Here is a 26,936-nt window from a genome sequence, read left to right on the forward strand (position 1 = left end):
TCGCCACCCCCGGCCAAACACATCCACCCACCCGGGCAGGGCCGTAGCCGGGCCAGCGGTTTTCGGGGGCGGACGGCTGAGTTGCTGCGCCGGTGGGGTTCGCGGTGGCTGGCGGTTGCGGGGTGGTCGGTTGGGCAAGCGCATCCGCCCACCCGGGCAATTTGCTTGGCCGGGCAGGCGGTTGTCGGGGTGGCTGGCTGGTTGTTGCTGCGCCGGTGGGGTTCGGGTGGCCGGTGGCCGGGCCGCCGATTTCGGGGTGGCCGCAGGCGGGTCGGTGGTGTGCGGGTGGTTGGCCGGGCTTGGTAGTGGTCTAGCTGAAGCGGCTCGCGCAGCCCTTGCTGCCTTCGAAGAAGCCGACCCGGAAGGCCTCCACGCGGGCGAAGCCGGAGGGGATCTGCTTGCCCCGGGCGTCGGCGGCGATGAGGCTGTTGTCCTGGAGCAGTTCCGCCACCGCTTCGTCGAGGTCGCCGACGGCGAGGCGGAGTCTGCGGCCGGTGTCGTCGGTGGCGGTGTCGGTGTAGCGGGCCCAGGCGCCGGTCAGGCAGGCTGTGCGCAGGCCCGCCTTGTCGCCGTCGAGGGGGGCTCCTTCGGTTTTCTGGACCGACAGGGAGTAGCGGGAGGCGATTTCGGCGAAGGCGGCGAAGTCGCCGATGCCCGCGCCGTCGACGCCCGGTTCCTGGCCGCGCTTGGGTGGGTTGGCGATCTTCTGCACCTCATCGGCGTCGACGGCGATGGTGTTGGAGTCGGGGCAGAAGGAGACCGGTGGGGTGGAGGTGCCGGAGTCGCAGTCGGCGCCGTCGTAGGTGATCTCCGGGTGGCTGTCGGTGCCGCTGAAGGCGTCCGAGAGGCTTTCCTTGAGCAGCTTGCGGACCTCGTCCTTGCTGAGGTCGACGTTGCCGTCCTTGGAGTTCTCGATCTCGGAGTCCTTGCGCTCCTTCTCCACGATCCGGCCGTTGATCTCGTCGGTGTCCATCCGGGCGCAGCGGGTGGGGCCCTCGGCGAAGCCCGCCTGGAACGCGAACACCCGGTCGAACGCCAGGCCGTGCGCGCCCTGCTTCGACGCCGACAGGCCCGCCGGGTCGCGGATGAAGAACATGGTGGCCAGCACGTGGTTGAGGCCGGTGCCCGCGTTGATGTCGAAGTGCTCGGACTTCTTGTCGGCCACCCAGCGGAAGAAGCCGCCCGCGTAGCAGTCGGCCTGCTGCTCCTTGACGATGGTCGGCGTGGCCTGGCTGATGTTGCTCTTGGCGCCGAGGCGGAACTGCACCGCGTGGCCCATCTCGTGCGCGAGCACCGCCACCACCGACATCGGGCCGAACTGCTTGTCCAGCATCGGCAGCAGCACACCCCGGTCCCAGGCGACGCTGTCGTCCTGGCCGCAGTAGAACGCGTTGACCAGTTGCTTGGTGCTCTGCCCGCAGAGGGTGATCGACTTGCCCTCGGAGTCGTAGGACGCCAGGCGCTTGACCGGCTCGAACTCCTGGCCGTCGAAGTCGGCGGGCATCCGCTCGCCCCAGTACCTGTAGATGTCGGCCAGCGCGTTGGTCGCCAGCCGGTCCATCTCGCCGCCGTCGGCGTTCTCCACCGCCAGCTCGGCGTCCGGCACGCCCTGCTTGGGGCCGCTGGGCTGGTTGTTGTCCACCGGGATGCCCGCCGCGGTGCCCGCGTCGATGTCGCCGACGCCGCGTGCCCTGCCCTCGATCGGCGTGCCCGCGCAGCCGCCCAACTGGGCCACGACGGCGACCGCGGCGGTGAGCACCACCGCGACCCTGATCCTGGTGTCCCTTGCCCGCACGTCATCCCCACACTTCGCTCTGCGCAGGCCAGGGGCCTGCCGCCGGATGGCTGCACCCTACTGGGGAGTGGGCGGGAGCGGACCCCGATCAGCCCACGGCGGCACGGAAATGAGCGATTTTCACAACAGGGGGTGATCCGGTGGGCGTCAGACCAGCCCGCACTTGCCGTCGCCGCCGGTGAAGCCCGCGCGGAAGGCGGCCACCCGGTCGAACCCGGCGGGGATCGCCGCGCCCTTGGCGTCGCGGGCCGCGTAGTCGTAGTCGAGCAGCACCTGCACGGCCTCGTCGAGGTCGCCGGGGGACAGGTACTGCCCGGCGGAGTCGAACAGCGACCGGGTGAACGAGCCGGTCAGGCAGACGACCGAGCGCTGCGCGTCCGCCCCGTCCAGCGGCTTGCCCACCGCCGCCCGGGCGGCCAGCGCGTAGCGGCCCGCCAGCAGCGTGCCGGTGGCGTAGTCGCCGATGTCGCCGTGGATGCCGGGCAGGTCGTCGCGGTCGTCCAGCTCGATGGTCCCGGCGGTGGCGCAGTAGGCCACCGGCCCCTGCTCGCCCCCGTCGCAGGTGGGGTTGCCCGCCACCGCCTTCACCTCCGGCTTGGCCCACTCCTTGCCCGACCTGGTGACCAGCCCGCCGAAGTAGGTGTCGAGCCCGGGGGTGATCGAACCGACGATCTGGTCGAACTCGACGTTGCCGCCGCGGGCGGCGTCGTCGGCGTTGGTGAACCCGGTGAGGGTGAACTCCCGGTTGCCCACGGTCATCCCCGCGCACAGCTCGGCGCCCCGGTCGTAGCCGTCCTGGAACGCCGAGACCCGGTCGAAGGCGTCGCCGTGCGCACCGCCGTCGGTCTGGTCGGTGCCGATCGGGTCGCGGAAGCTGATCAGCGACTCCAGCGCCGAGTCCAGCCGCTCCTTCTCGATGCTCAGGTGCGGCGCCTTGCCGTCGGCGACCCAGCGCACGAACGAGCCCGCGTAGCAGTCGGCCATCGCCTCGATCAGGATCGTCGGGAACGCCTGCGGGTCGGCCCGCCGCTGCTCCATGCCCACCCCGGTCCGCGCCTGCACCGCGTGCCCGATCTCGTGCGCGAGCACCAGCACCACCGCGGCCTCGCCGAACCGCTCGCGCAGCACCGGCAGCAGCGCCGCCCGGTCCCAGGCGATCGCGTCGGAGGTCGGGCAGTAGAACGCGTTGCCCTCCACGTCGACCGGGCTGTCCGCGCACGGCGGCTTGGGGCTGTCCGCGTCGGAGGTGTCGACGGAGTAGTAGCCGCCCGCCAGGTCGTCGAACCGGGTGTCGAAGGTGGACGGGAAGGCGTCGGTCCAGTACGCCCGCACGTCGTCGACGACGGTGGCGGCCAGCCGGTCGATCTCACCGCCGTCGGTGTTCTTCACGAACGAGGTGTCCGCCGCCCCGCCCCTGTCCGGGGCCACCACCGAACCCTGGCCGACCGGCGTGCCGGACACGGTGGTCGTGCAGGCCACCAGCGCCACGGCGAGCGACAGCGCCGGGAGGAGGCGGGGCAGACGGGTGCGCACCCGTCCAGTGTGCCGCAGGACGGGTGCGCGATGGGGTCGGATTCGAAGCTCAGGCCTCCGGGACCAGCCAGACCACGCCCTGCGGGGGCAGGTTCAGCACCGCCGACGACGACCGGCCGTGCCACGGGGTGTCTTCGGCGGTGACCACGCCGTAGTTGCCCACCCCCGACCCGCCGTAGGCCTCCGCGTCGGTGTTGAGGACTTCGCGCCAGCGCCCGCCGTGGGGCAGCCCCACCCGGTAGTCCAGGTGCGGGGCGCCCGCGAAGTTGGCCACGCAGACCAGGTCACCGCCACCGCCGTGCCGGGCGAAGCTGAGCACGTTGTTGGCCGAGTCGTTGGCGTCGATCCAGGAGAAGCCCTCGGGGCGGACGTCGTCGGCGTAGAGCGCGGGCCGGTCGCGGTAGACGGCGTTGAGGTCGCCCACCAGCCTGCGCACCCCGCCGTGGAAGTGCTGCTCGGTCAGTTCCCAGTCCAGCGAGCGCGACTCCGACCACTCGCGGACCTGGCCGAACTCCTGGCCCATGAACAGCAGTTGCTTGCCGGGGTGCGCCCACATGAAGGCCAGCAGCGCGCGCAGCCCCGCCGCCTTGTTCCAGTCGTCGCCGGGCATCCGCGTCCACAGCGAACCCTTGCCGTGCACGACCTCGTCGTGCGACAGCGGCAGGACGAAGTTCTCGCTCCAGGCGTAGACCAGGGAGAACGTGACCTCGTTGTGGTGGAACGCCCGGTGCACCGGGTTGTGCCCGATGTAGTTGAGCGTGTCGTGCATCCAGCCCATGTTCCACTTGAAGCCGAAGCCCAGACCGCCCAGGTGCGTCGGCCTGGTGACACCCGGCCACGCGGTGGACTCCTCGGCGATCATCACCGAACCGGGGTGGTGCTTGTAGACGGTGGCGTTGAGCTCCTGGAGGAACTTGACCGCGTCCAGGTTCTCCCGGCCGCCGTGGACGTTGGGCAGCCACTCGCCGTCCTTGCGCGAGTAGTCCAGATACAGCATCGAGGCCACCGCGTCGACCCGCAGGCCGTCGACGTGGAACTCCTCCATCCAGTACAGGGCGTTGGCCACCAGGAAGTTGCGCACCTCGCTGCGGCCGAAGTCGAACACCAGTGTGCCCCAGTCGGGCTGCTCGCCGCGGCGCGGGTCGGCGTGCTCGTAGAGCGGGCTGCCGTCGAACCGGGCCAGCGCCCAGGCGTCGCGCGGGAAGTGCGCGGGCACCCAGTCCACGATCACGCCGATGCCTCGGTTGTGCAGGGCGTCGACGAACTCCCGGAACTCGTCCGGGGTGCCGAACCGCGAGGTCGGCGCGTAGTAGGAGGTGACCTGGTAGCCCCAGGAGCCGCCGAACGGGTGCTCGGCGACCGGCAGCAGCTCCACGTGGGTGAAGTTGTGCTCGACCAGGTAGTCGCCCAGCTCCTGGGCCAGCTCGCGGTACCCGAGGCCCTGGCGCCAGGAACCCAGGTGCACCTCGTAGGCGCTCATCGGCGCGCCCGACCAGTCGGTGGCGTCGCGCCGGGCGATCCACTCCTCGTCGGTCCAGGTGTGCGTCGAGGTGGTCACCACGGACGCGGTCTGCGGCGGGACCTCGGTGGCGAACGCCATCGGGTCGGCCTTCTCGTGCCAGTGGCCGTCGGCGCCGTGGATGCGGAACTTGTACCGGCTGCCCACCGGCACGCCCGGGATGAACAGCTCCCACACCCCCGAGGAGCCCAGCGAGCGCATCGGGTTCGCCCGACCGTCCCAGCCGTCGAAGTCGCCGCACACCCGCACCCCGCGCGCGGTCGGCGCCCACACCGCGAAGGAGGTGCCGGTGACCGTGCCGTTGGGGGTGTCGTAGGCGCGCGGGTGGGCGCCGAGGATCTCCCACAGGCGCTCGTGCCTGCCCTCGCCGAACAGGTGCAGGTCCAGCTCGCCCAGCGTCGGCAGCCAGCGGTACGGGTCCTCCACCAGCTCCGGGCCGGTGCCGTAGTCCACTTCCAGCAGGTACTCGTTCGGCACCACGGGCACCGCGGCCTCGAAGAAACCGGAAAGGCCCTCGGCCAGTTCGTGGCGGTCGCGGCCGATGAGCACCGCCACCGACTTCGCGTTCGGCCGCAGCGCGCGGACCACCGCCGTGCCGGGCTCCGCCGGGTTGGCGTGCGCACCCAGCACCGAGTGCGGATCGTGGTGGGTACCGGCGAGCAGGCGCTCGATCTGGTCCGTCGTCAAGAGAGTCAACCTCGATCCTGTGCGTCGGGCCCTGTCGCTGTCCAGTGGTACCCGAATCGGTCAGCCTGAAAGGTCTTGTGCCCGCGCGGTCACGCCGCGCGCTTGATCGCCGCCAGCGGGATCGCCACCCAGTCCGGGCGGTTGCGGTGCTCGTAGCGCACCTCGTAGACGGCCTTGTCCAGCTCGAACGCGCGCAGCAGCGCGGCGTGCTCGCGCGGGTCGCCGCCGACGGTGGCGTAACCCTCGCAGAACGCCGCCCGGTTGCGGTCGGCCCACTCCGCCGCCCGCACCTCCTGCTGGTGGTCCGGTTCGCCCCCGGCCACCAGGTGCAGGGCCGCGTAGTCGAACGAGCGCAGCATCCCGGCCACGTCGCGCAGCGGTGAGCGGGTCAGCACCCGCTCCTCCGGCGCCGCCGCGGGCTCGCCCTCGAAGTCGATCAGCACCCAGCCCGCCGTGGTGCGCAGCACCTGGCCCAGGTGCAGGTCACCGTGCACGTGCTGCACCGGGATGCCCCCGGACACCCCGCGCACCGCGTCGAAGGCCGCCCGCACCGCCGCCTCGTGCTCGGCCAGCGCGGGCACCTCCAGCAGCACCTCGTCGAGCCGCCGGTGCATCTGCGCCAGCGACGACTCCATCCCGGCCGCGTCGATCACGTCGCTGCCCAGGGTGGTGGCCAGGTCGGCGTGCACCTGCGCCACCGCCGCCCCCAGCCGCGACGCCTCGCCCGCGAAGTCGCCGCCGACCTCGCGGGCGTGCAGGTCGCCCTCGGCCAGCAGGTCGCGCACGCTCGCGGTGGCCGTCGCCCAGCCCTCGGCGGAGTCGCCGAGGAAGCGCTGGGCGAAGCCGAGCACCGCCCCCGCCCCCTCGACGACCCCCACCGGCTGCGCGATCTGCTTGCTGCCCGCCGCCCACAGCGCCCGGTGCAGGTCGACGTCGCGGTTGGCGCCGAGGACCGGCCTGCGGAACAGCTTGAGGATGTAGTGGTAGCCGAACACCACCGAGGTGTTGCTCTGCTCCACCCCGATCGGCCGCGCCCGCAACCCGGTCAGCAGCTCGACCCCGGGCTCGGCCCGCCAGCTCAGCCCGCCGAGGTCCGCGCCCTTGGCCATCAGGTCGATGAGCCCGGACATCAGCTCCGGGTCGTGCGTGGCGTCGTAGGCGTGCGACTCGCCCAACTGCCCTATCGCGAACGGCGCCAGGTGGTCGGGCAGCTCGGCGCGCACACCGATCAGCACCTGGTACAGCTCGCCGTTGGCCTCCACCAGGGCGTGCACGAGCGCGGGATCGCCGTCGGCCAGGCCGACGGCGCGCTCGACCCGGACGTCGGTGAGGTCCCGCCCCTTCGCCGCGAACCAGCGCTGCGCGGGCAGCCACGTGCGCAGGTCGTCCGTCAGGGACGCCACGGCGTGTAGGGGTCGGGTGCTCACTGAGGTTCGCCCTCCTCCTGGGGATCGGTGATCTGGAACCAGTAGAAACCGTGACCGGGGAGGGTGAGCAGGTACGGCAGCTCACCGATCGCCGGGAACCGGACGCCGCCGGTCAACTCCACCGGGATGCGCCCCTCCAACTCGGACAGGTGCAGCTCCACCGGCTGCGGGAACCGGGAGAGGTTGTTGACGCAGATGACCATGTCCTCGGTGCCGTCCGGGCGGGTGTGCCTGCGCAGGTACGCCAGCACACTCGGGTTCGAGGAGCCCAGCTCGGTGAAGTCGCCCTTGCCGAACGCGGTGTGCTCGGTGCGCACCTGCAGCATCCGCCGCGTCCAGTGCAGCAGCGACGACGTGTTGTTCATCTGCGACTCGACGTTGACCGCCTGGAACCCGTACACCGGGTCGGCGATCGCGGGCAGGTACAGCCGCCCCGGGTCGCACCGGGAGAACCCGGCGTTGCGGTCCGGCGACCACTGCATCGGGGTGCGCACCGCGTCGCGGTCACCCAGCCAGATGTTGTCGCCCATGCCGATCTCGTCGCCGTAGTACAGCACCGGCGAGCCCGGCAGCGACAGCAGCAGCGCGGTGAACAGCTCCTGCTGGTTGCGGTCGTTGTCCAGCAGCGGCGCCAGCCTGCGGCGGATGCCGATGTTGGCCTTCATCCGCGGGTCCTTGGCGTACTCCGCGTACATGTAGTCGCGCTCGTCGTCGGTGACCATCTCGAGGGTCAGCTCGTCGTGGTTGCGCAGGAAGATGCCCCACTGCGCCCCGCCGGGGATCGCCGGGGTCTGCGCCAGGATCTCCGAGATCGGGAACCGCGACTCCCGGCGCACCGCCATGAAGATCCGCGGCATCAGCGGGAAGTGGAACGCCATGTGGCACTCGTCGCCACCGATCTCCGGGTCGCCGAAGTACTCCACCACGTCCGCGGGCCACTGGTTCGCCTCCGCCAGCAGCACCCGGCCCGGGTACTCGTCGTCGACGACCTTGCGGCACTTCTTCAGGAACTCGTGCGTCCGGGGGAGGTTTTCGCAGTTGGTGCCCTCCTCCTCGAACAGGTACGGCACCGCGTCCAGCCGGAACCCATCGATGCCGATGTCCAGCCAGAACCGCAGGACGTCCAGCATCGCCTCCTGGACCTCGGGGTTCTCGTAGTTGAGGTCCGGCTGATGCGAGAAGAACCGGTGCCAGTAGAACTGCCCGCGCACCGGGTCATACGTCCAGTTCGACGTCTCGGTGTCGACGAAGATGATCCGCGCGTCGGAGTAGCGCTCGTCGGTGTCGGACCAGACGTAGTAGTCGCCGTAGGGGCCGTCCGGGTGGTTGCGCCCCTCCTGGAACCACGGGTGCGCGTCCGAGGTGTGGTTGAGCACCAGGTCGGTGATCACCCGGATGCCCCGCCGGTGGGCCTGGTCGAGCAGGTAGCTGAAGTCCTCGACCGTCCCGAACTCTGGCAGCACCGCCCGGAAGTCGGAGATGTCGTACCCGCCGTCGCGCAGCGGCGACGCGTAGAACGGGGGCAACCAGAGGCAGTCCACCCCGAGCCACTGCAGGTAGTCCAGCTTGTCGGCGAGTCCGCGCAGGTCGCCGGTGCCGTTGCCGTCGGAGTCGTTGAACGCGCGGACCAGCACCTCGTAGAAGACCGCGCTCTTGTACCACTCGAAGTCAGGGGGCGCTTGGCGGGCGGAGGTGAAGTCCTCGGCCTGCGGCTCCACCAGGTGGCCGTCGGCGGTCACCGATTCCCCCGTGTGCGGAACGCCCTCGAGCCCCAGTGCCGCGTCCGGCGCGGCGTCGTTGTCAACCGTCATGCTAAGTCGCCCTGTCACCGTCGTCGTTGTCGGTTGGCAATGCGTACACCACGTCCACTCGGCACGCACTCCCGACCCTGCCCTGACCTCGCGCTCCGGCTCTGTCCCGCACCCGGGGGTCTCGACGGTGTTCCGGGCGCGTCCCCGATGAGCTACCACGGGGACGGCCGGTTCAAGCGTCGTGGACGCGATCCACCCGGACAGACGCACAGCCGAACCCTGCCGCGGCAGGACAGCGCGGAACCGCCGAGCGCCTCCCGGCACCCGGCGATCCCCGTCCCACCGCCCCCGCTACCGGCGGATGTGCACGATGTGCGCCACGGCCTGCCACGGGTCGAGCCGGACGTAGTTGCCGATCGACGAGCCCCACTCCCAGGTCTGCCCCGACACCTCGTCGTGGACCTGGTAGGTGCGGTCGGGCTCGAGGCCGAGCGCCTTCCAGTCCAGCCACAGCCAGCCGTCCTGGGTGGTGTTCGGGTCGAGCGTCACCACGACCACCACGGTGTCCCCGGTCGCCGGGTCGACCTTGGAGTAGGCGATCAGCCCGTCGTTCTCCACGGTGTGGAAGGTCAGCGTCCGTAGCTGCTGCAACGCCGGGTGCGCCCGGCGGATCGCGTTGAGCCGGGTCAGCCACGGTTGCAGCGACCGCCCCTCGGCCAGCGCCGTCGCATAGTCGCGCGGCCGGAGCTGGTACTTCTCCGAGTCCAGGTACTCCTCGCTGCCCGGCTTCACGGCCTCGTTCTCGAACAGCTCGTAACCGGAGTACACCCCCCAGGTGGGGGACATCGTCGCCGCCAGCGCCGCCCGGATGGCGAACATCGCCCGCCCGCCGTGCTGCAACGACTCGTGCAGGATGTCGGGGGTGTTGACGAACAGGTTCGGCCGCGACTCGTCCGCGTGCGCGACGATCTCCTGGCCGAACTCGGTCAGCTCCCACTTCGCCGTCCGCCAGGTGAAGTAGGTGTAGGACTGGGTGTAGCCCAGCTTCGCCAACCCGTAGAGCCGCGCCGGGCGGGTGAACGCCTCGGCCAGGAACAGCACGTCCGGGTGCTGCGCCTTCACCTGCCGGATCAGCCACTCCCAGAAGTCCGGCGGCTTGGTGTGCGGGTTGTCCACTCGGAACACCTTGACGCCGTGGCTCACCCACAGCAGCACGACCCGCAGCGACTCGGCGTAGATGCCCTCGGGGTCGTTGTCGAAGTTGACCGGGTAGATGTCCTGGTACTTCTTCGGCGGGTTCTCCGCGTAGGCGATGGTGCCGTCGGGTCGGGTGGTGAACCACTCCGGGGCCTTGCTCACCCACGGGTGGTCCGGCGCGCACTGGAGCGCGAAGTCCAGCGCGACCTCCAGGTCCAGCTCCCTGGCCCTGGCCACGAACGCGTCGAAGTCGTCGAAGTCGCCGAGCTGCGGGTGGATGGCGTCGTGCCCGCCGTCGGAGGACCCGATCGCCCAGGTGGAGCCGACGTCACCGGGCTCGGACACGACGCTGTTGTTCGGACCCTTGCGGTTGACCTCGCCGATCGGGTGGATCGGCGGCAGGTAGACCACGTCGAAGCCCATGGCCGCGACCCGGTCCAGCTCCTTGGTCGCGGTGCGGAACGTGCCGTGCACGGGGTTGCCCGCCGCGTCCACCCCGCCGGTGGAACGCGGGAAGAACTCGTACCAGGAGCCGTAGAGGGCGGCCTTGCGGTCGACCAGGATCTGGTACGCCTTGCCCTTGGTCACCAGCTCGCGCACCGGGTGCTCGGTCATCACCCGCTGCACCGACTCCGACAGCGCCTCCGCGATCCGCGCCGGGAGGGGCACGGTGGTGTCGCGCAGCGCCCGCGCGGCGGAGATCAGCAGCTTGCGCTCGACGCTGCGGTCGGGCCGCCTGCCCACCCGCTCGACCAGCCGCGCCCCGATCTCCAGGTCGTTGGCCAGCTCGTCGGCGTCCTGCCCGGCCGCCACCTTCACCTCGACGGCGTGCCGCCACGTGCTCCACGGGTCGGACCAGGCGTCCACCCGGAACGTCCACAGCCCCTCGGCGTCGGGCACCACGTCGGCGGCGAACCGGTCGGTGTCCTTGCCGAGCGAGCGCATCCGCGTCCGGCGGGCGCGGGCGTCACCCGGCCCGCGCCAGGTGACCGTCGCGGCGACCGCGTCGTGGCCCTCGCGCCAGACGGTCGCCTCGATCGGGATGTGTTCCCCCACAACGGCTTTGGAGGGGTAACGACCGTTCGACACGATCGGGGAGACGTCATCGATGCCCAGGCGACCGCTCACCGGTCAGGCTCCTCTCGGTCGCGGGTGCTTGCCCCCAGTCTGCCTTGCTCGATCCAGTCGCACACACCGACCTCCCCATCCGAAAACCCAGGCATTGCTCGAAGACGTACCCCGCCCGGCCCGCCCCTCAACCGCCCCGGCGCGACCCCGCGCCGAGCTTCCCCCATAGGCACCACCGCGCCCCTCCGGTTCCTGACTCCCTGTCACCCCAACCGCTCCGCGGCCACCTCCCGGCAACCTGTCCGTCGCACGCGCGCCCCTCCTCCGCTTCTTTCGTTACTGTCGCGTAGCCCCCGCTCCCGGGCCGGGTGGTCCGGCGGGGTGGCTTGCTCGATCCAGGTTCGCCGCTAGGGTCGGTCAGCGTGAAAGCCGTACGTCGATTCACTGTCCGCGCCGGTCTGCCCGCGGCGCTCGCCGACCTGGGCACCCTCGCCACGAACCTGAGGTGGACCTGGCACCCGCCGACCCAGGACCTGTTCGCCTCGGTCGACCAGGCGATCTGGGAACGGGTCGGCGGCGACCCGCTGCACCTGCTCGCCCAGGTCCCGGCCGAGCGGCTGGAGGTGCTGGCCACCGACGACGCGTTCCTGGCCCGGGTCGCCGAGGTCGCCGACGACCTGCGCCGCTACCTCAGCGAACCCCGGTGGTACCAGCACCGGGCAGCCGAGCTGAACGGCACCCGGATGCCCGACTCCATCGCCTACTTCTCGATGGAGTTCGGCGTCACCGAGGCGCTGCCCAACTACTCCGGCGGCCTCGGCGTCCTCGCGGGCGACCACCTCAAGGCGGCGTCGGACCTCGGCGTCCCGCTGATCGGCGTCGGCCTGCTCTACCGCTCCGGCTACTTCCGCCAGTCGCTGTCGCTGGACGGCTGGCAGGTCGAGCACTACCCGGTGATCGACCCGAGCGGCCTCCCGCTCGAACCCCTCACCGAGCCCTCCGGCACCCCGATCCTGGTGCACGTGGCGATGCCCGGCGGCCGGGTGCTGCGCGCCCGGATCTGGAAGGCCAACGTCGGCCGGGTGCCGCTGCTGCTGCTCGACTCCGACATCGAGGAGAACTCCGACGACCTGCGCGGGGTCACCGACCGCCTCTACGGCGGCGACCAGGACCACCGCATCCGCCAGGAGATCCTCGCGGGCGTCGGCGGCGTCCGGGCGGTCCGCACCTACTGCGAGCTGACCGGCACCGCCCAACCCGAGGTCTTCCACACCAACGAGGGCCACGCGGGCTTCCTCGGCCTCGAACGCCTCCGCGAACTGGTCTCCAGCCAGGGGCTCGACTTCGACCAGGCGCTGTCGGCGGTGCGGGCGGGCACGGTGTTCACCACGCACACCCCGGTCCCCGCGGGCATCGACCGCTTCCCGGTCGACCTCGTCCAGCACTACTTCGGCGACGAATCCCTCCTTCCCGGGATCGACCTGCGCCGGGTCCTGGCGCTCGGTGCCGAGGAGAACCCCGGCATGTTCAACATGGCGCACATGGGACTCCGCCTGGCCCAGCGCGCCAACGGCGTCTCCCGGTTGCACGGCGCGGTCAGCCGCAGCATGTTCGGCGCCCTGTGGCCCGGCTTCGACACCGACGAGGTGCCGATCACCTCGGTCACCAACGGTGTGCACGGCCCGACCTGGGCGGCCAAGGAGATGACCACCCTCATCGGCGACCCGGAGACCCCCGGCGCCGACATCGCGGACGCCTCGGTTTCCGACGCGAAGCTGTGGGAACTGCGCTGCGGCCTCCGCGAGCGCCTGGTCGGCGAGGTCCGCCGCCGGGTTCGCGCCGCCTGGCTCCAACGCGGCGCCTCCGCCCTGGAGTTGGGCTGGACCGACTCGGTGTTCGACCCCGACGTGCTCACCGTCGGCTTCGCCCGCCGCGTGCCCACCTACAAGCGCCTGACCCTCATGCTGCGCGACCCCGACCGGCTGCGGGCCCTGCTGCTGCACCCGGACCGCCCGGTGCAGCTCGTCGTGGCGGGCAAGTCGCACCCCGCCGACGACGGCGGCAAGGCCCTCATCCAGCAAATCGTCCGCTTCGCCGACGACGTCGGCATGCGTCACCGCATCGCATTCCTCCCCGACTACGACATGTCCATGGCCCGCTACCTGTACTGGGGTTGCGACGTCTGGCTCAACAACCCCATGCGCCCGCTGGAGGCCTGCGGCACCTCCGGCATGAAGGCCGCCCTCAACGGCGGTCTCAACCTCTCCATCCGCGACGGCTGGTGGGACGAGTTCTACGACGGCAGCAACGGCTGGGCCATCCCCACCGCCGACGGCGTCAACGACCCCGTCCGCCGCGACGACCTCGAGGCCGCCGCGCTCTACGAACTGCTCGGCTCCCAGGTCGCCCCGCTGTACTACGACCGCGACGCCGCCGGGGTCCCCACCCGCTGGATGTCGATGGTCCGGCACACCCTGTCCTCGCTCGGCCCGCAGGTGCAGGCCTCCCGGATGGTGCGCGAGTACGTCGAGTCCGCCTACGCCCCCGCCGCCACCGCGGGCGCCCTGGCCCAGTCCGACGACTTCCGCGTCGCCCGCGACCTCGCCGCGTACCGGGGCAGGCTCTCCGGTGCGTGGCAGCAGGTCCGCGTCGTCGACTGCGAGCTGAGCCTGGACGAGGGGCAGACCCCGGTCATCGGCGACCGCGTCCACGTGCACGCCACCGTCGACCTCGCGGGCCTGACCCCCGACGACGTCGAGGTGCAGGCCGTGGTCGGGCGGGTCGGCGACACCGACGAGCTCTCCGATGTCGTCACCGCGACCATGCACCCCGTCGCCGCGGGCCGGTACACCGTCGAACTCCCGCTGCCCCACGCGGGAGCCCTCGGTGTGACCGCCCGGGTCCTGCCCAAGCACAACCTCCTCGCCACGCCCGCGGAGCTGGGCAAGGTGGTCCTCGCCTGAGCCGGACCCTAGACCGGGGCCCGATCGGCACCCGGCGGGTCAGCGCCAGTGACCGGGTCGGTCCGAACCTCCGCGTTCGGACCGACCCGGTCTGCTTTCCCGGTCATCAGGCCGAATTCCGCGTCCGTCCGCAGTGGACCGCGTCAGTCAGTGTCCATCCCGTCGCCTCTCGTCTGTGGTGTCGTGTGTGGTGCCGCTCGTGCCTTCGCCACCCGTCGCCGCGGCTGCCCCTGATTCGAGGATGCCCGACCTCCCGGCCGGTTGCGAGGGATGTCCCACCATCGAGTGAAGACTCGTTTCCGCACCTCACACCGCTTTGAATCTCGGTACAGTCGAACACGTGTCCACTTCGGGCATCGGACCTGAGGTGTCGGGAAGAGAAAGGACAGTCCTCATGGGAGAGTGCGTTCAGACAGGTCGGAACCACCGGTCGGAGGCCGGGTCGGAGCAGCCGGGCAGACCCGTCAGACGAGATCGAGCCGGGAGCGGGTAGCCGCGACCCTGGGCCACCACGGCACCAGCCGCTCGGCCTCGCCCAGCGCCGCGCGGGCGGCCCGGTTGTCGCCCGCCGCCATGTGCGCCCTGGCGAGCGTGGCCAGGTCGTCGGCGCGGCCGAGCCGGTCGTCACCGGAGTCGGCGGCGAGGCGGGCCAGTGAGATGGCCTTGCCGGTGTTGCCGAGCAACAGCTCGTGCAGCGCGCGGGAGCCGTTGAGCTTGTGCGCCGGGTAGCCCAGCGTCTCGGCGTTCTCGAAGGCCTGGACCGCCGTGCCCAACCCGAGTTCCGCGTCGAGGTGCCCCGCCTCGACCGTGGCGCAGGCCAGCCCGGCCAGGGCGGCGAAGGACACCGCGGCCTCCTGCGGTGTCTGCTCGGCGTCCCCGGCCAGTGCCATGGCCAGCATGAGCGCCTCGGCGTACCGGCCCTCGGCCTCCATCACCAGGATTCGCGCGGCGGTCGCCGTCCGGAGGCCCGGGTGGGTCTCGGCCAGTTCGGCGGCCAACGCGGCGGCGACCTCCAGGTGTCCCTCCTGGGCCGCGTCGACCGCCCGGCCGACCAGCGGGGCCGCATCGAGCTGCCGGGCGCGCACCCCGGTGACCTTGGGCAGCCGCAGCAGGTACCACCCCGTCGACGTCGAAGCCGCCGTCCTGCGCGGCAGCAACCCCGTCCCCACGGTGTAGGCGCAACCGAGCGCCGCCCCGATCCAGAACCCGTTCCGAGAGGAAAGCGCGAACACGATGGCCACCGCGACGACCGCCAGACCGACCAGTGCGGAACACAGCGCCGCACCCCACATCCGCTTGCGCGCGGGCGCCTTCCCCGGCCCCACCGCCACCGACAGCAACAGCGGCACCGCACGCACCGACACGACCCGCCGGGGCGTGGTCCAGTCGGCGAGCCTGCTGCCCACCCCGATCACGACCCTGTGCACCCGAACGCCCAGCGCCACCGCACCCACGAGCATCCCAACCTGCAAGGCGGCCAACCCGACGAGCAACCCGCACAACAGCCCGAACAACCCCCACCCGACCCCACCCGCTGTCCCGTCGACGAACCACAGCAGAACCCCGCCCCCGATCACCAACAGCGGAAGAGGATGGCGCAACACACGCGGGATCGACACACGACGCAGACGCGCCACACCCGCCCGGGGTTCCCCGCCCCCGCCCCCGGCCACCCGCGCCACGGCGCTACAGGCTGTCCACCTCACCGGCCAGCCGGACCACCCGCTACCCGCTACCCGCCACCCGTTAGCCGCCGCTCGCCACCGTTAGCCGCCAGCCGCCAGCCGCCAGCCGCCAGCCGCCAGCCGCCAGCCGCCAGCCGCCAGCCGCCAGCCGCCAGCCGCCAGCCGCCACGCCCCGCCCACGCGCCACCCGCGCCCCGCCAGCCCCGCTCGCCACCCGTGCGCCGCCAACCCCCCGCCCGCACCACCTGCGCCCCACCCGACTGGCGCCCCACCTGCCGGTGGCGGCTAGTCCGGTTGCGGCCAGGTGGGGGTGGCGCGTGCTCTGTGGCTGCCTTGCCTGGGTGCTGTTCCGGCGAACGCCTGGACTCGGGGCGTCACGACCGGAGGTGCTTTGCGGTGGTCTCGTCTGCCGTTCCTCCCGGCGAGACCACCTGAGTTCGCCGCGCCAGGGCCGTGTGGCTGCTCAGGCATGTTGCGCGGTGGGGCCGAGGGTGGCGGGGTCAGGGGATGGCGGGGGTGCCGCCTTCCTGTACCGGCAGGCCTGCTGCCTGCCAGGCGCGGAAGCCGCCTATGAGGTCGGTGGCGTGGGGGAGGCCCACCCGCTTGAGGTCGCGGGCGGCGAAGCTGGAGGCGTAGCCCTCGTTGCAGAGCACCACGACCGTTGTGTCCTCGGTGAAGCCGGGGATGCGGTGGTCGCCGTGCGGGTCGAGGCGCCATTCCAGGTGGATGCGCTCCACCGGGACCGCGCCGGGGATTTCGCCCTCGGCCGCCCGGTTGGTCAGCGGGCGGATGTCGACGAAGACCGCGCCTGCCCGGCGCAGTTCGTCGGCCCTGGCGGGGTCGACCCGGTCGAGTTCGGCTCTGGCCTGGGCGAGTTGGTCGTCGACGCCGCTCATGTGGGGCTCCCGGGGTGGGGCGGGGTGGTCATCGGGCGGTGCGCTGGGTGGGGAGGGGTGGGATTTCGGCGGGGACGTCGCGCAGGCTGGCGTACTCGCGGGTGGGGACCAGCGGTGGGGAGTAGGCGTGCACGCTCGCGGCCATCGTGGTGCCCAGGTTCTGCACCCGGTGGGCTCGGCCCTGGCCGAAGCCGAGTGCCGACCCGGTGGTGTGCAGGCGGTGGCGGATCGGGCCGGACGGGTAGCGGTAGGTCTCCGCCAGTTCACCCAGGAGCACGGTGAACGAGCCGGAGGCCCCACCGTGGTCGTGCGGGGCGGTGCCCTGGCCGGGGAGCCAGGACAGCAACCACAGCTCGACCTCGTCGGTGACGGCGAGGCGGGCCCACCAGCGCTGGGGGCTGGAGAAGCGGACCGTTGAGAGGAGTTGCTGCTGTAGATCGGTGCTCACCGCGGTGGTGAGGTCGCGGAGTTCAGCCGGGGTCCAGAGTGGACTTCGGGGGGAGATCAGTTCCCGCAGCCGCGGGACGGCGAAGCGGGGGTGGATGTCCAGGTCGGAGGTCGAGGTGGTCATGGCGCGCGCTCCCGGGTCGTGTCGTGCTGCGACGGCGGAACGCGGTGCGCCCGGTTCAGGCCGGGGGGTCCGGCGGGTGGGCGCACCGCGTGGCGCTACAGCCGCACGACGCCACCAGCAGGAGGTCGATCGTGCGGTCGCACCACGTGAACAACGTCGCGGACCTGGTCACGGGGCGATGCTGGCACGGGGCGGGAGGAATTCACCAGGCTTCTCACTGATTGGTACGCGGGGCTCGCAACAGGAGCAATGTGCGCCCGGTGAGCACCATGGCCTTGCCCGGCGACAACGGGTCGACGGCGGCGGGCACCCCGCGCGGGGTGCCGCTGTCGAGCACCGGGACGAAGCACTCGCCGTAGCGCTGCGACGGCAGGGTGAACTCGACGGCGTCCGGGCCGGAGTGCAGGAGCAGCAACCACGAGTCGTCGGCGACCAGTTCGCCCTCCCGGTTGCGCGACAGGCACTCCGAGCCGTCGATCCACATGCCGAGGGTGCGGTTGCCCTCGTCGAACCAGTCCTCGTCGGTCATGACCTCGCCGTCGGCGCGGAACCACACCAGGTCCGGTTCGCCGGAGCGGGTGGGCCTGCCGTCGAAGAAGTGCGGTTGGCGCAGGGCGGGGGACTCCGCGCGCAGCGCGGTGAGGCGCCGGGTGAAGGCGAGCAGGTCCTCGGCGCGCGCGTCGACCGCCCAGTCGAACCAGGAGGTGTGGTTGTCCAGGCAGTAGGGGTTGTTGTTGCCGTGCTGGGTGCGCCAGCGCTCGTCGCCCGCGCACAGCATCGGGGTGCCGGTGGACAGCAGCAGGGTGCCCAGCAGGTTGCGGGCCTGCCGGTCGCGCAGGGCCAGCACGGTCGGGTCGCCCGTCTCGCCCTCCGCTCCGCAGTTCCACGAGCGGTTGTCGTCGGTGCCGTCGCGGTTGTGCTCGCCGTTCTCCTGGTTGTGCTTGTGGTCGTAGGACACCAGGTCGCGCAGGGTGAAGCCGTCGTGGGCGGTGATGAAGTTGATCGACGCCCACGGCCGCCTGCCGCTGCCCGCGTACAGGTCCGACGACCCCGACAGCCGGTAGGCCAGGTCGCGCGGGCCGGTGGCGCCGCGCCAGAAGTCGCGGGCGCCGTCGCGGAAGCGGCCGTTCCACTCCGCCCACTGCCCGCCGAAGCCGCCCACCCGGTAGCCCTCGCCGGTGGCGTCCCACGGTTCGGCGATCAGCTTGCGGTTGGACAGCACCGGGTCGGTGGTGATGGCGGTGAGCAGCGTCGAGTTCGGGTCGAAGGCGCCGCCGCGGGGGCGGCCCAGCGCGCTGGCCAGGTCGAGCCGGAAGCCGTCGACGCCCAGCTCGGTGGCGAAGTAGCGCATCGAGTCGGTCACCAGCCGCACCACCGTCGGCGAGCCGGGGTCGAGGGTGTTGCCGCAGCCGGTCAGGTCGATGTCGCGGCCCGCGTCGTCGAGCAGGTAGTAGGCCGGGGCGTCCAGGCCGCGCATGGACAGCGTCGGGCCGTCAACGCCGCCCTCGCAGGTGTGGTTGTAGACGACGTCGAGGATCACCTCGATGCCCGCGGCGTGCAGCGCCGCCACCATGGTGCGGAACTCCTCGATCTCGTGGCCCGGCCTGCACGCGTAGCCCTCGTGCGGTGCCAGGAAGCCCAGCGTCGAGTAGCCCCAGTAGTTGTGCCTGCCCGAGCGCAGCAGCATCGGTTCGTCGGAGTGGCTGTGCACCGGCAGCAGCTCGACCGCGGTCACCCCAAGGCGCACCAGGTGCTCGATGACCGCCGGGTGCGCCATGCCCAGGTAGGTGCCGCGCTGGTGCTTGGGCACCTCCGGGTGCAGCTTGGTGAAGCCGCGCACGTGCAGCTCGTAGACCACCGTCTCCTCGAACGGCACGTCCGGGCGGGCACCGGTGGCCGAGCCGCCCGCGGCGGCCACCACCGACAGCGGGACCGAGCCGCGCGAGTCGAGCCGGGAGGGGGCGCCGGTCAGCGCGTCGCCGCGGTGGGCGCGGACCGCGGCGAGGTCGCCGACGGTGCCGGTGATCCGCCGGGCGTACGGGTCGACCAGCAGCTTCGCCGGGTTGCACCGGATGCCCCGGCCCGGCTCCCACGGGCCGTGCACCCGGTAGCCGTAGCGCTGGCCCGGGGTGATGCCGGGGACCAGGGCGTGCCAGATGCCGAAGGTGCGCTCGGTCAGCTCGATCCGCTGCTCCACCGGGGCGTCGTCCCCGTCGCCGACCAGGCACAGCTCGACCGACTCGGCCACCGAGCTGGCCACCGCGAACCGGACACCACCCGCCTCCGGGTGGGCGCCGAGGGGGAACGGGTGGCCGGGCAGCGTGCGCGGGTCAGTGTGGGACACCCGTCCATCCTCGCTCAGCTCGGCCGGACGATCGAGGGCGGTGGCGGCGGTGAGTGAGCGAAATCGCCCCCCGGGCTCAGGTCAGCCGGAAGGTGTGGTGCTCGAACGACTCCTCCTCGTCGACCGCCGGGCGCCCGCGCGGGCGCCGGGACACCGCGGGACGGACCTGCTCGGCCGCCGGACCCGGCCGGGAGGGGGCGGCGGCCCCGGCCGCCTGACCTGGCTGAGAAGAGGCGGCGGCTTGGCCTGGTCGGGAGGCGGCGGGGCTCCCGGTCGCTTGGCCTGGCCGGGAAGAGGCGGGGTGTCCGGCCGCCTGACCTGGCTGAGAAGAGGCGGTCGCTTGGCCTGGCTGGGAGGAGGCGGGGCTCCCGGTCGCTTGGCCTGGCCGGGAAGAGGCGGGGCGTCCGACCGCCTGACCTGGCTGGGGGGAGGCGGGGATCGCGGTTGCCGGACGCGGCTGGGAGGCGGCGGCCCCGGCTGCCGGGTCGGGCTGGGAGGAGGCGGGGTCGGGGACGGCGGGGGGTCTGCCGGTCGCGGCGAGGGCGGGGGTGAAGCCGACCGGGCCGAAACCGGTGTCCCACTCGGCCGGTCCCGGGCCTGCGGCGGCCACGATCTGCCCGAAGAGCTGCTGGTGGGCCGTCCAGCCGGTCAGCGACGGGCAGGCGAGGGTGAGCAGCAGCATCCGGCCCGTCCCCGGCTCCGGGATGAACGCCTGCAGTTGCAGGGTCAGCGGGCGGCGGTCGCGGACCTGCTCGGGGCCGGGCACCCGCTGGGCGATCACCGCCGGGCCCAGGCCGGTCTCCACCACGACCGTCTCCCGCACGTCCGGGCCCGCCAGGTCCTCCACCGAGTCGCGCAGCGCTTCCGCCGAGTCCTGGTCCCAGGACGGCGGGGCGTCCAGCGGGACACCGGTGAGCAGCGCGGGGGCGGCGTCCTGGGGTTCCACCACGGCCAGCAGCACCGCGCCCTCGCGCAGCGCGGCGTCGACCGCCTCGCCCGCGAGCGCTTCCAGGTCGGCCGCCGCCGCGGGCCGGATGCCCGCGATGGCCTGGGCGAATTCGCGCACCGCCGTGTCCCGGCTGCCGAGGGGGATGCGCTGGACCACGTCCGGGGGCATCGAGATGATCACTTGTCGCCGCTCAGGGTGCCGCTGATCTTGTCGGTGACCGCCTGGTCGACCGCGTCGCCGGTCGGGTTCATGGCCACCCGCAGCAGGGCCAGTCGGTCCTTCTGCTCCTCCGACAGCTCGACCCCCGCCTTCTCGGCCAGCTTCTGGGTGTGGTCGACGGCGCTGACCAGGCCCTCGCGCTGCCGCTCGCTCCTGCCCAGCTCCAACCAGACCTCGCGCCGCTGCGGGGTGGGGACCTTCGACAACCGTTCGAGCAGGTCCGGGTCCTTCTTGGCCGCCGCGCGCCCGGCGTCGATGAGGTCCCGGCGCACCTTGCGGGTCAGGCCCTTCTCCCGGACGGCCCTGGCGTCGTCGACCAGCCCGGGGACGCCGCCGTCGGTCAGCGCCCCCCGCATGTCCTTGGCGATCTGGCGGGCCGCCACCTTCTCCCCGCGCTTGAACGCGGCCTTGCCCGCGGAGCGCACCCCCGCCGCCACCGTGCCGCCGCCGGGGATCACGCTGGTGCCCAGGCCGAGCAGCGTGCTGGTCCACCCGGGGGCGTTCCTGGACCCGGACAACTGCTGCCCCAGGCCCGCCACGGACCCGACCGCGCCCGAGGCGGTCGAGATCCCCTCGGCGACCGCGGCGGCCGGGAGGCCGACGCCGGTGGCCGCCAGGCCCGCCGCGGCCGCCCCCGTGGCCAGTGAGACCGCGTCGGCCGCGATCGCGGTGCCGTCGAAGGCCTGCACGTACCAGGAGTCGTTCTCGGGCTCGAAGGCGTCGTCGGGGCCGCCCCGGATGCCCGCGGCGGCGCTGTTGGCCTCGCGCAGGTGCTTGGCCCGCAGCCGCTCGGCGTCGTCGAGCACCTTGCGCAGCGCGTCGTCGAGCCTGCCGCACGCCTCGTTCGCGGTGAGGAAGGCGTCGTACCGCTCCCGGTACCGCGGGTGGCCGGTGTCGTGCGGAACGGCCGCCGCGGCGGACTCCAGGTCGGCCTCGGCCGCCTTGAGGTCCTTCCTGATCTTCTTGGCCTTGGCCTCCAGCTCGTCGGCCTTGGCCTGGTTGGCCGTCAACTGCCCCGACCAGGTGCTCAGCGCCTTGGTGGCCGCGCCCAGCGACTCGCCGCCCTTGCCCAGGGCCTGCGGCAGGTCGTCGCCGTGGTCGCTGAACTCCTCGGCGGCGCTGCCGCCCCAGTCCGCTGAGTCGGTGATCTTCGCGGCGTCCTGCAACCGGGGCAGGGTGGTGGCGATGGCCTGCTGGGCCGAGGCCATGGACAGCAGCACCGCCTGCACGGAGCTGCTCTCACCCGGTGTCGGGTCGAAGCCCAGCGCGGGGAAGCCCGGCCTGCTCATCGGTGCCTCCTGCCGCCGCCGGTCGAGCCGCCCTGCCCCTGCCGGGAGTGCTGGTTGGCCACCTGCACGTCGGGGGCGTTGCGCACCAGGCCCTGGACGAGCTGCTCGGCGACGGTCTCGTCGGCCAGGGCCATCATCCGGTCGCGGCCCCCCTGCTCGACGGACTCGTAGTTGGCCACCGCGCCGCGGACGTTGTCGGCGATCGTGCCGATCTTGTCGCGCATCTTCCCCAGGTTCTGCTGCCACTGGTCGATGACCTCGGTGACCGCGGCGGTGATTTCGCCCGGCCCCAGGTCGCCGCTCGCGGCGTTCAGCGTCGAGATCACCTCGCCCACCGAGTCGGCCACCGCGTTCAGCTCGCCGACCCTGATCGCGAGGCTGGTGGTGTTCACCGTGTATCCCGACGCCATCACCCGCTCCTGTCTGTGCGTTGGCCACGAGTAGACGCGGATCGTCCCACCGGGGGACAGCCCGGTTGCGCACCCGGTCAAAACGGCCGCACGGGTCGGCAAGCCCCGCGCGGGGAGGCCGGGGGGCCGCAGAGGCAGAATGGCCGGTGTGACGGACCAGATCCAGCCCGGCAGCGGCCCCGAGACGCACGGCGACCTCGACGACCTCGACGACCTGGTGCTGCACCTGGCGGACGTGGGTGTCCGCCGCGGCGGCAACGACCTGCTCAGGGGCGTCGACTGGCAGGTCGAGTTGGACGAGCGCTGGGTGGTCCTCGGCGGCAACGGCGCGGGCAAGACGACGCTGCTGCGGCTCGCCGGGGCGGAGCTGCACCCGACCGCGGGGGTGGTGCACGTCCTCGGCGAGCGGATGGGCCGGGTGAACGTGTTCGAGCTGCGCACCAGGGTCGGCTTCGCCACCGCCGCGATCGGCGGTCGGATTCCGCCGGACGAGACCGTGCTCGACGTGGTGGTCAGCGCCGGGTACGCGGTGCTCGGGCGCTGGCGCGAGGAGTACGACCAGCTCGACACCGGTCGGGCGGGTGGGCTGCTCAAGTCGATGGGCATCGCGCACCTGGCCGAGCGGACCTTCGGCACCCTGTCGGAGGGCGAGCGCAAGCGCACGCTGATCGCCCGGGCGCTGATGACCGACCCTGAGCTGCTGCTGCTCGACGAGCCCGCCGCCGGGCTCGACCTCGGTGGTCGCGAGGACCTGGTCGGGCGGTTGAGCGAGCTGGCCATGGACCCGGACGCGCCCGCGACCGTGCTGGTGACCCACCACGTGGAGGAGATCCCGCCCGGGTTCACCCACCTGCTGCTCCTCGCCCGCGGCGAGGTGGTGGCGCAGGGGCTGATCGACGACGTGCTCACCAGCGAGAACCTGTCGGCGGCCTTCGGGCAGCCGCTGGAGCTCGAACGGTCGGGGGACCGCTACTTCGCCCGGCGCAGCACTGGCCATACAGTGCGTACTGACGAGTAACCTTCGACGGTCGGGTCAGCGACGACCGTGGTACACGAACCGGTAGGAGGGCATGGCCGTGGGTGAGTTCGTCCGGCTCGAGGTGGAGGACGGTGTCGGCACCATCCGCCTCGACCGGCCACCGATGAACGCGATCAACCGGCAGCTCCAGGCTGAGCTGCGCGAAGCGGCGCGGGAGGCCAGGGCGCGCGCCGACGTCAAGGCGGTGATCGTCTACGGCGGCCCGAAGGTGTTCGCGGCGGGCGCCGACGTCAAGGAGTTCGCCGAGATGGGCTACGGCGACATCGTCGACTACGCCCCCGAGTTGCAGTCCTCGCTGGCCGAGGTGGCGGCGCTGCCCAAGCCGACGGTCGCGGCGATCACCGGCTTCGCCCTCGGCGGCGGCTTCGAGCTGGCGCTGTGCTGCGACCGGCGGATCGCGGGCGACAACGCCAAGGTCGGGCAGCCGGAGATCCTGCTCGGCATCATCCCCGGCGCGGGTGGCACCCAGCGCCTGGCGCGGCTGATCGGCCCGAGCAAGACCAAGGACCTCGTCTACACCGGCCGGTTCGTCAAGGCCGAGGAGGCGCTGGCCCTGGGCATGGTCGACGAGGTCGTGGCCCCGGACGACGTCTACGAGGCGGCCAGGCGGTGGGCCGGGCAGTTCACCGGCGGTGCGTCGCGGGCGCTCGCGGCGGCCAAGGCGGCGATCGACGGCGGGTTGGACAACGACCTGGCCAGCGGTCTGAAGCTGGAGACGACCCTGTTCGCCGCGTTGTTCGCCACCGAGGACCGCGACACCGGGATGCGCTCGTTCATCGAGAACGGGCCGGGGAAGGCGCAGTTCGATGGCCGCTGACCCCACCCCGAACCCGCACGCCACCGCCGAGGAGGTGCAGGCCGCGTTCGCCGACCCCAAGCTGGCGAACGTGCTGTACCACGACTGGGAGGCGGGCACCTACGACGAGAAGTGGTCGATCTCCTACGACGAGCGCTGCATCGAGTACGCCACCGGCCGGTTCAAGGCGGTCGCGGGCGAGGACGGCTGGCCGTACGAGACGGTCATGGAACTGGGCAGCGGCACCGGCTTCTTCCTGCTGAACCTGATGCAGGGCGGGGTCGGCAGGAAGGGCTTCGCCACCGACCTCTCGCCCGGCATGGTCGAGGTCGCGCTGCGCAACGCCAAGGGCCTGGGCCTCGACGTCGAGGGCCGGGTGGCCGACGCCGAGCGCATCCCCTACGACGACAACAGCTTCGACCTGGTCGTCGGGCACGCGGTGCTGCACCACATCCCGGACCTGCCCGCCGCGTTCGCCGAGATCCGCCGGGTGCTCAAGCCGGGCGGGCGGTTCGTCTTCGCGGGCGAGCCGACGAAGATCGGCGACACCTACGCGCGCAAGCTCGGGCAGGCCACCTGGTGGCTGACCACGAACATCACGAAGTTCGGGCCGCTGCGCTCGTGGCGGCGGCCGCAGGGCGAGCTGGACGAGTCCTCGCGGGCCGCGGCGCTGGAGGCCGTGGTCGACATCCACACCTTCGACCCGGCCGAGTTGGAGCGCACCGCGCGCGACGCGGGCATGGTCGAGGTGAACGCGGTGACCGAGGAGTTCACCGCGGCGCTGTTCGGCTGGCCGGTGCGCACCTTCGAGGCCGCGGTGCCCCGGGAGAAGCTGGGCTTCGGCTGGGCGCTGTTCGCGATGAAGTCCTGGCAGCGGCTGTCCTGGCTGGACGAGAAGGTCATGCGCCGGGTCGTGCCGAGGCAGTTCTTCTACAACGTCATGATCGGCGGCCGCAAGCCGCTGTGACGGTCGGCGGCCGCGGCGGGGTCCTCGACCGCCGCGGCCGTCCCCGGCTCAGGTCAGCCGGTCGAGCAGGAACGCCCGCAGGGCCTCCACATCGGTCTCCAGTGCCACCTCGATCGTGCGGAACCCCGGGTCGACCGCGGGCGCGATGAGCCGCCGGTCGGCCAGCAGCCCGCCCCGGCGCGGGCCGAACGCGGTGTCGACGTGCACCGGGATCGGGGTGGTGCGCAGGATTCCCGGCCGGATCGCCTCCGCCACGGCCACCGCGTCGTGGATGACGGTGCCGTCGTAGCCGAGGATCTGCCGGTAGTGCGCCCGGTAGACCTCCGTCAGCGGCTCCAGCGCCGCGCCCAGCGGCCCGGACGCCGCGAGCCGGTCGAGCCAGTCGCCGTCGACAGCGCACTGGTAGGTCAGGTCGGTGGGGACCAGCACGGTCGGCAGGTCCTCGGTCACCAGGACGCGGTGGGCGGCCTCGGGGTCGCACCACAGGTTGAACTCGGCCGCGGCGGTCACGTTGCCGCCGGTGAGGCCGCCGCCCATGATGACCACCCGGTCGATGTTGGACTTCACCCCGGGGTGGGCGGCCAGCAGCGCGGCGATGTTGGTCAGCGGCCCGATCGGCACCAGCGTCACCGGCTCGGGGGATTCGGTGATCAGCCGGGCCATCAGCGCCACGGCGTCCTCCGGCTCCACTCCGCGTGACCGCTGCGGCAGCAGCGCGGACCGGCCGGACAACCCGTCGTCGCCGTGCACCGCCGCCGCCCGCAGCGGGGTGGCGTGCACCAGCGGCCGGGCGGCGCCGACGCCGACCGGGACGTCCTCCCGGCCGAGCAAAGCCAGTACCCGCAGGGCGTTGCGCGTCGTGTGCTCCAGGCCGACGTTGCCGAAGACCGTGGTCACGGCGAGCAGGTCCACCTCGGGTGAGCGGGCGGCCAGGGCCAGGGCGAAGGCGTCGTCCACGCCGGGGTCGGTGTCGATGATCAGTCGGGACATGCCCCCAGCCTGCCACCCGGTGGCGCTGGGTTACCGTCACCGGCATGACGTCGATGTGGGGTTCCCCGGTCGCCACCCGGCTCCGCTTCTGGTCCCGCGGCCACCGCGACCCGGCGCAGGCCCGGTTCCTCACGGTGGCCTCGCTGCGCTGGGTGCTGCGCAACCGCGCCTACACCCCGTGGTACCTGGTCCGGTACTGGCGGCTGCTGAAGTTCCGCCTGGTCAACCCGCACGTGGTGCTGCGCGGCATGGTCTTCCTCGGCAGGGACGTGGAGATCCACGCCCGCCCCGGCTTCGGCAGGCTGGAGATCGGCCGCTGGGTCCACATCGGCGACGGCAACGCCATCCGCTGCCACGAGGGTTCGCTGCGCATCGGCGACAAGGCCGTCTTCGGCAGGCAGAACGTGGTCAACTGCTACCTCGACATCGAGCTGGGCGCCGCCACCCTGGTCGCCGACTGGGTCTACATCTGCGACTTCGACCACGTCACCGCGGACGTCCACCAGCCGATCAAGGACCAGGGCATCGTCAAGTCCCCGGTCCGCATCGGCCCGGACACCTGGGTCTGCACCAAGGTCACCATCACCAAGGGCACCCGGATCGGGCGCGGCTGCGTCCTCGGCGCGCACGCCGTGGTCCGCGGTGACATCCCGGACTTCGCGGTGGCGGCGGGGATTCCGGCGAAGGTGGTGCGCAACCGCGTCTCCGCCTACGAGGCCGACGCCGAGCGCCGCGCCGCCGTCGCGGACATGGCCCGCAAGGCGGCCAAGGCGTTGCAGAAGACGCTGGAGAGCTGAGCCCCCTGAGCCGGGGTTCCGGGGGCGAGTCCCGGCCCGCGGGG

Annotated in this window: 19 protein-coding genes; 5 read left to right on the forward strand and 14 right to left on the reverse strand. The window is 72.3% G+C overall.

What is annotated here, in order from left to right; translation table 11 throughout:
- Window positions 1-310: 310 nt before the first annotated feature.
- From UO65_RS13650 to UO65_RS13675, 6 genes are all read right to left on the reverse strand, one after another.
- Window positions 311-1,795, reverse strand: a complete 1,485-nt coding sequence (locus UO65_RS13650) for a neutral zinc metallopeptidase (protein ID WP_035282517.1) — start codon at window positions 1,793-1,795, stop codon at window positions 311-313.
- Window positions 1,796-1,942: 147 nt separating this feature from the next.
- Entirely contained in the window at window positions 1,943-3,328 is a 1,386-nt protein-coding gene (locus UO65_RS13655) for a neutral zinc metallopeptidase (RefSeq protein ID WP_233427566.1), read from the reverse strand.
- Between the two features lie 49 nt (window positions 3,329-3,377).
- Window positions 3,378-5,534 (reverse strand): 1,4-alpha-glucan branching protein GlgB, encoded by a 2,157-nt coding sequence (gene glgB / locus UO65_RS13660; protein ID WP_411431358.1) that lies wholly within the window; start codon window positions 5,532-5,534, stop codon window positions 3,378-3,380.
- Between the two features lie 89 nt (window positions 5,535-5,623).
- The gene (locus UO65_RS13665) at window positions 5,624-6,961 is read right to left on the reverse strand and encodes a maltokinase N-terminal cap-like domain-containing protein (protein ID WP_052021146.1); all 1,338 of its coding nucleotides are present in this window, start codon (window positions 6,959-6,961) and stop codon (window positions 5,624-5,626) included.
- A complete protein-coding gene (gene treS, locus UO65_RS13670; RefSeq protein ID WP_035282522.1) occupies window positions 6,958-8,772 on the reverse strand; it encodes a maltose alpha-D-glucosyltransferase in 1,815 nt (604 codons plus the stop codon). The genes UO65_RS13665 and treS overlap by 4 nt, the downstream gene beginning before the upstream one ends.
- A gap of 291 nt (window positions 8,773-9,063) precedes the next feature.
- Complete coding sequence (locus UO65_RS13675) at window positions 9,064-11,037, reverse strand: alpha-1,4-glucan--maltose-1-phosphate maltosyltransferase (protein WP_035282525.1); 1,974 nt, start codon at window positions 11,035-11,037, stop codon at window positions 9,064-9,066.
- A 362-nt stretch (window positions 11,038-11,399) separates the two neighbouring features.
- Here UO65_RS13675 and glgP point away from each other — a divergent pair, with 362 nt between their 5' ends.
- Window positions 11,400-13,940 (forward strand): alpha-glucan family phosphorylase, encoded by a 2,541-nt coding sequence (gene glgP, locus UO65_RS13680; RefSeq protein ID WP_035282527.1) that lies wholly within the window; start codon window positions 11,400-11,402, stop codon window positions 13,938-13,940.
- A 464-nt stretch (window positions 13,941-14,404) separates the two neighbouring features.
- On the opposite strand, the gene UO65_RS13685 is transcribed toward glgP, so the two are convergent.
- From UO65_RS13685 to UO65_RS13715, 7 genes are all read right to left on the reverse strand, one after another.
- Entirely contained in the window at window positions 14,405-15,520 is a 1,116-nt protein-coding gene (locus UO65_RS13685; RefSeq protein ID WP_152552090.1) for a tetratricopeptide repeat protein, read from the reverse strand.
- Window positions 15,521-16,125: 605 nt separating this feature from the next.
- Window positions 16,126-16,521: a rhodanese-like domain-containing protein gene (locus UO65_RS13690; RefSeq protein ID WP_035282529.1), complete on the reverse strand. Its 396-nt coding sequence runs from the start codon at window positions 16,519-16,521 to the stop codon at window positions 16,126-16,128.
- Window positions 16,522-16,549: 28 nt separating this feature from the next.
- Entirely contained in the window at window positions 16,550-17,092 is a 543-nt protein-coding gene (locus tag UO65_RS13695) for a cysteine dioxygenase (RefSeq protein ID WP_035282531.1), read from the reverse strand.
- 214 nt (window positions 17,093-17,306) lie between these two features.
- The gene (glgX, locus tag UO65_RS13700; RefSeq protein WP_035282533.1) at window positions 17,307-19,436 is read right to left on the reverse strand and encodes a glycogen debranching protein GlgX; all 2,130 of its coding nucleotides are present in this window, start codon (window positions 19,434-19,436) and stop codon (window positions 17,307-17,309) included.
- A 76-nt stretch (window positions 19,437-19,512) separates the two neighbouring features.
- Window positions 19,513-20,565, reverse strand: coding sequence for a hypothetical protein (locus tag UO65_RS35820; RefSeq protein WP_035282536.1), 1,053 nt, complete (start codon window positions 20,563-20,565; stop codon window positions 19,513-19,515).
- Window positions 20,562-21,893, reverse strand: coding sequence for a hypothetical protein (locus tag UO65_RS13710; RefSeq protein ID WP_035282539.1), 1,332 nt, complete (start codon window positions 21,891-21,893; stop codon window positions 20,562-20,564). Before UO65_RS13710 ends, UO65_RS35820 begins: the two co-directional genes overlap by 4 nt.
- Entirely contained in the window at window positions 21,890-22,303 is a 414-nt protein-coding gene (locus UO65_RS13715) for a WXG100 family type VII secretion target (protein ID WP_035282541.1), read from the reverse strand. The genes UO65_RS13710 and UO65_RS13715 overlap by 4 nt, the downstream gene beginning before the upstream one ends.
- A gap of 139 nt (window positions 22,304-22,442) precedes the next feature.
- Between UO65_RS13715 and UO65_RS13720 the strand changes: the two genes are divergently transcribed.
- From UO65_RS13720 to UO65_RS13730, 3 genes are read left to right on the forward strand one after another with little or no spacing between them, the layout of a single operon-like run.
- A complete protein-coding gene (locus UO65_RS13720; protein WP_035282544.1) occupies window positions 22,443-23,321 on the forward strand; it encodes an ABC transporter ATP-binding protein in 879 nt (292 codons plus the stop codon).
- A gap of 58 nt (window positions 23,322-23,379) precedes the next feature.
- Entirely contained in the window at window positions 23,380-24,159 is a 780-nt protein-coding gene (locus UO65_RS13725) for an enoyl-CoA hydratase/isomerase family protein (RefSeq protein ID WP_035282599.1), read from the forward strand.
- Window positions 24,149-25,105: a class I SAM-dependent methyltransferase gene (locus UO65_RS13730; protein WP_035282545.1), complete on the forward strand. Its 957-nt coding sequence runs from the start codon at window positions 24,149-24,151 to the stop codon at window positions 25,103-25,105. The genes UO65_RS13725 and UO65_RS13730 overlap by 11 nt, the downstream gene beginning before the upstream one ends.
- A 48-nt stretch (window positions 25,106-25,153) precedes the next feature.
- Here the strand turns inward: UO65_RS13730 and UO65_RS13735 are convergent, their stop codons facing one another.
- On the reverse strand, window positions 25,154-26,095 hold the full coding sequence (locus UO65_RS13735; RefSeq protein ID WP_035282547.1) for a nucleoside hydrolase: 942 nt from the start codon (window positions 26,093-26,095) through the stop codon (window positions 25,154-25,156).
- A 44-nt stretch (window positions 26,096-26,139) separates the two neighbouring features.
- On the opposite strand from UO65_RS13735, the gene UO65_RS13740 reads away from it, so the two are divergent.
- Window positions 26,140-26,892, forward strand: coding sequence for an acyltransferase (locus UO65_RS13740; RefSeq protein WP_035282549.1), 753 nt, complete (start codon window positions 26,140-26,142; stop codon window positions 26,890-26,892).
- The last annotated feature ends 44 nt before the right edge of the window (window positions 26,893-26,936 follow it).

This window comes from Actinokineospora spheciospongiae (assembly GCF_000564855.1).
Taxonomy (GTDB): Bacteria; Actinomycetota; Actinomycetes; order Mycobacteriales; family Pseudonocardiaceae; genus Actinokineospora; species Actinokineospora spheciospongiae.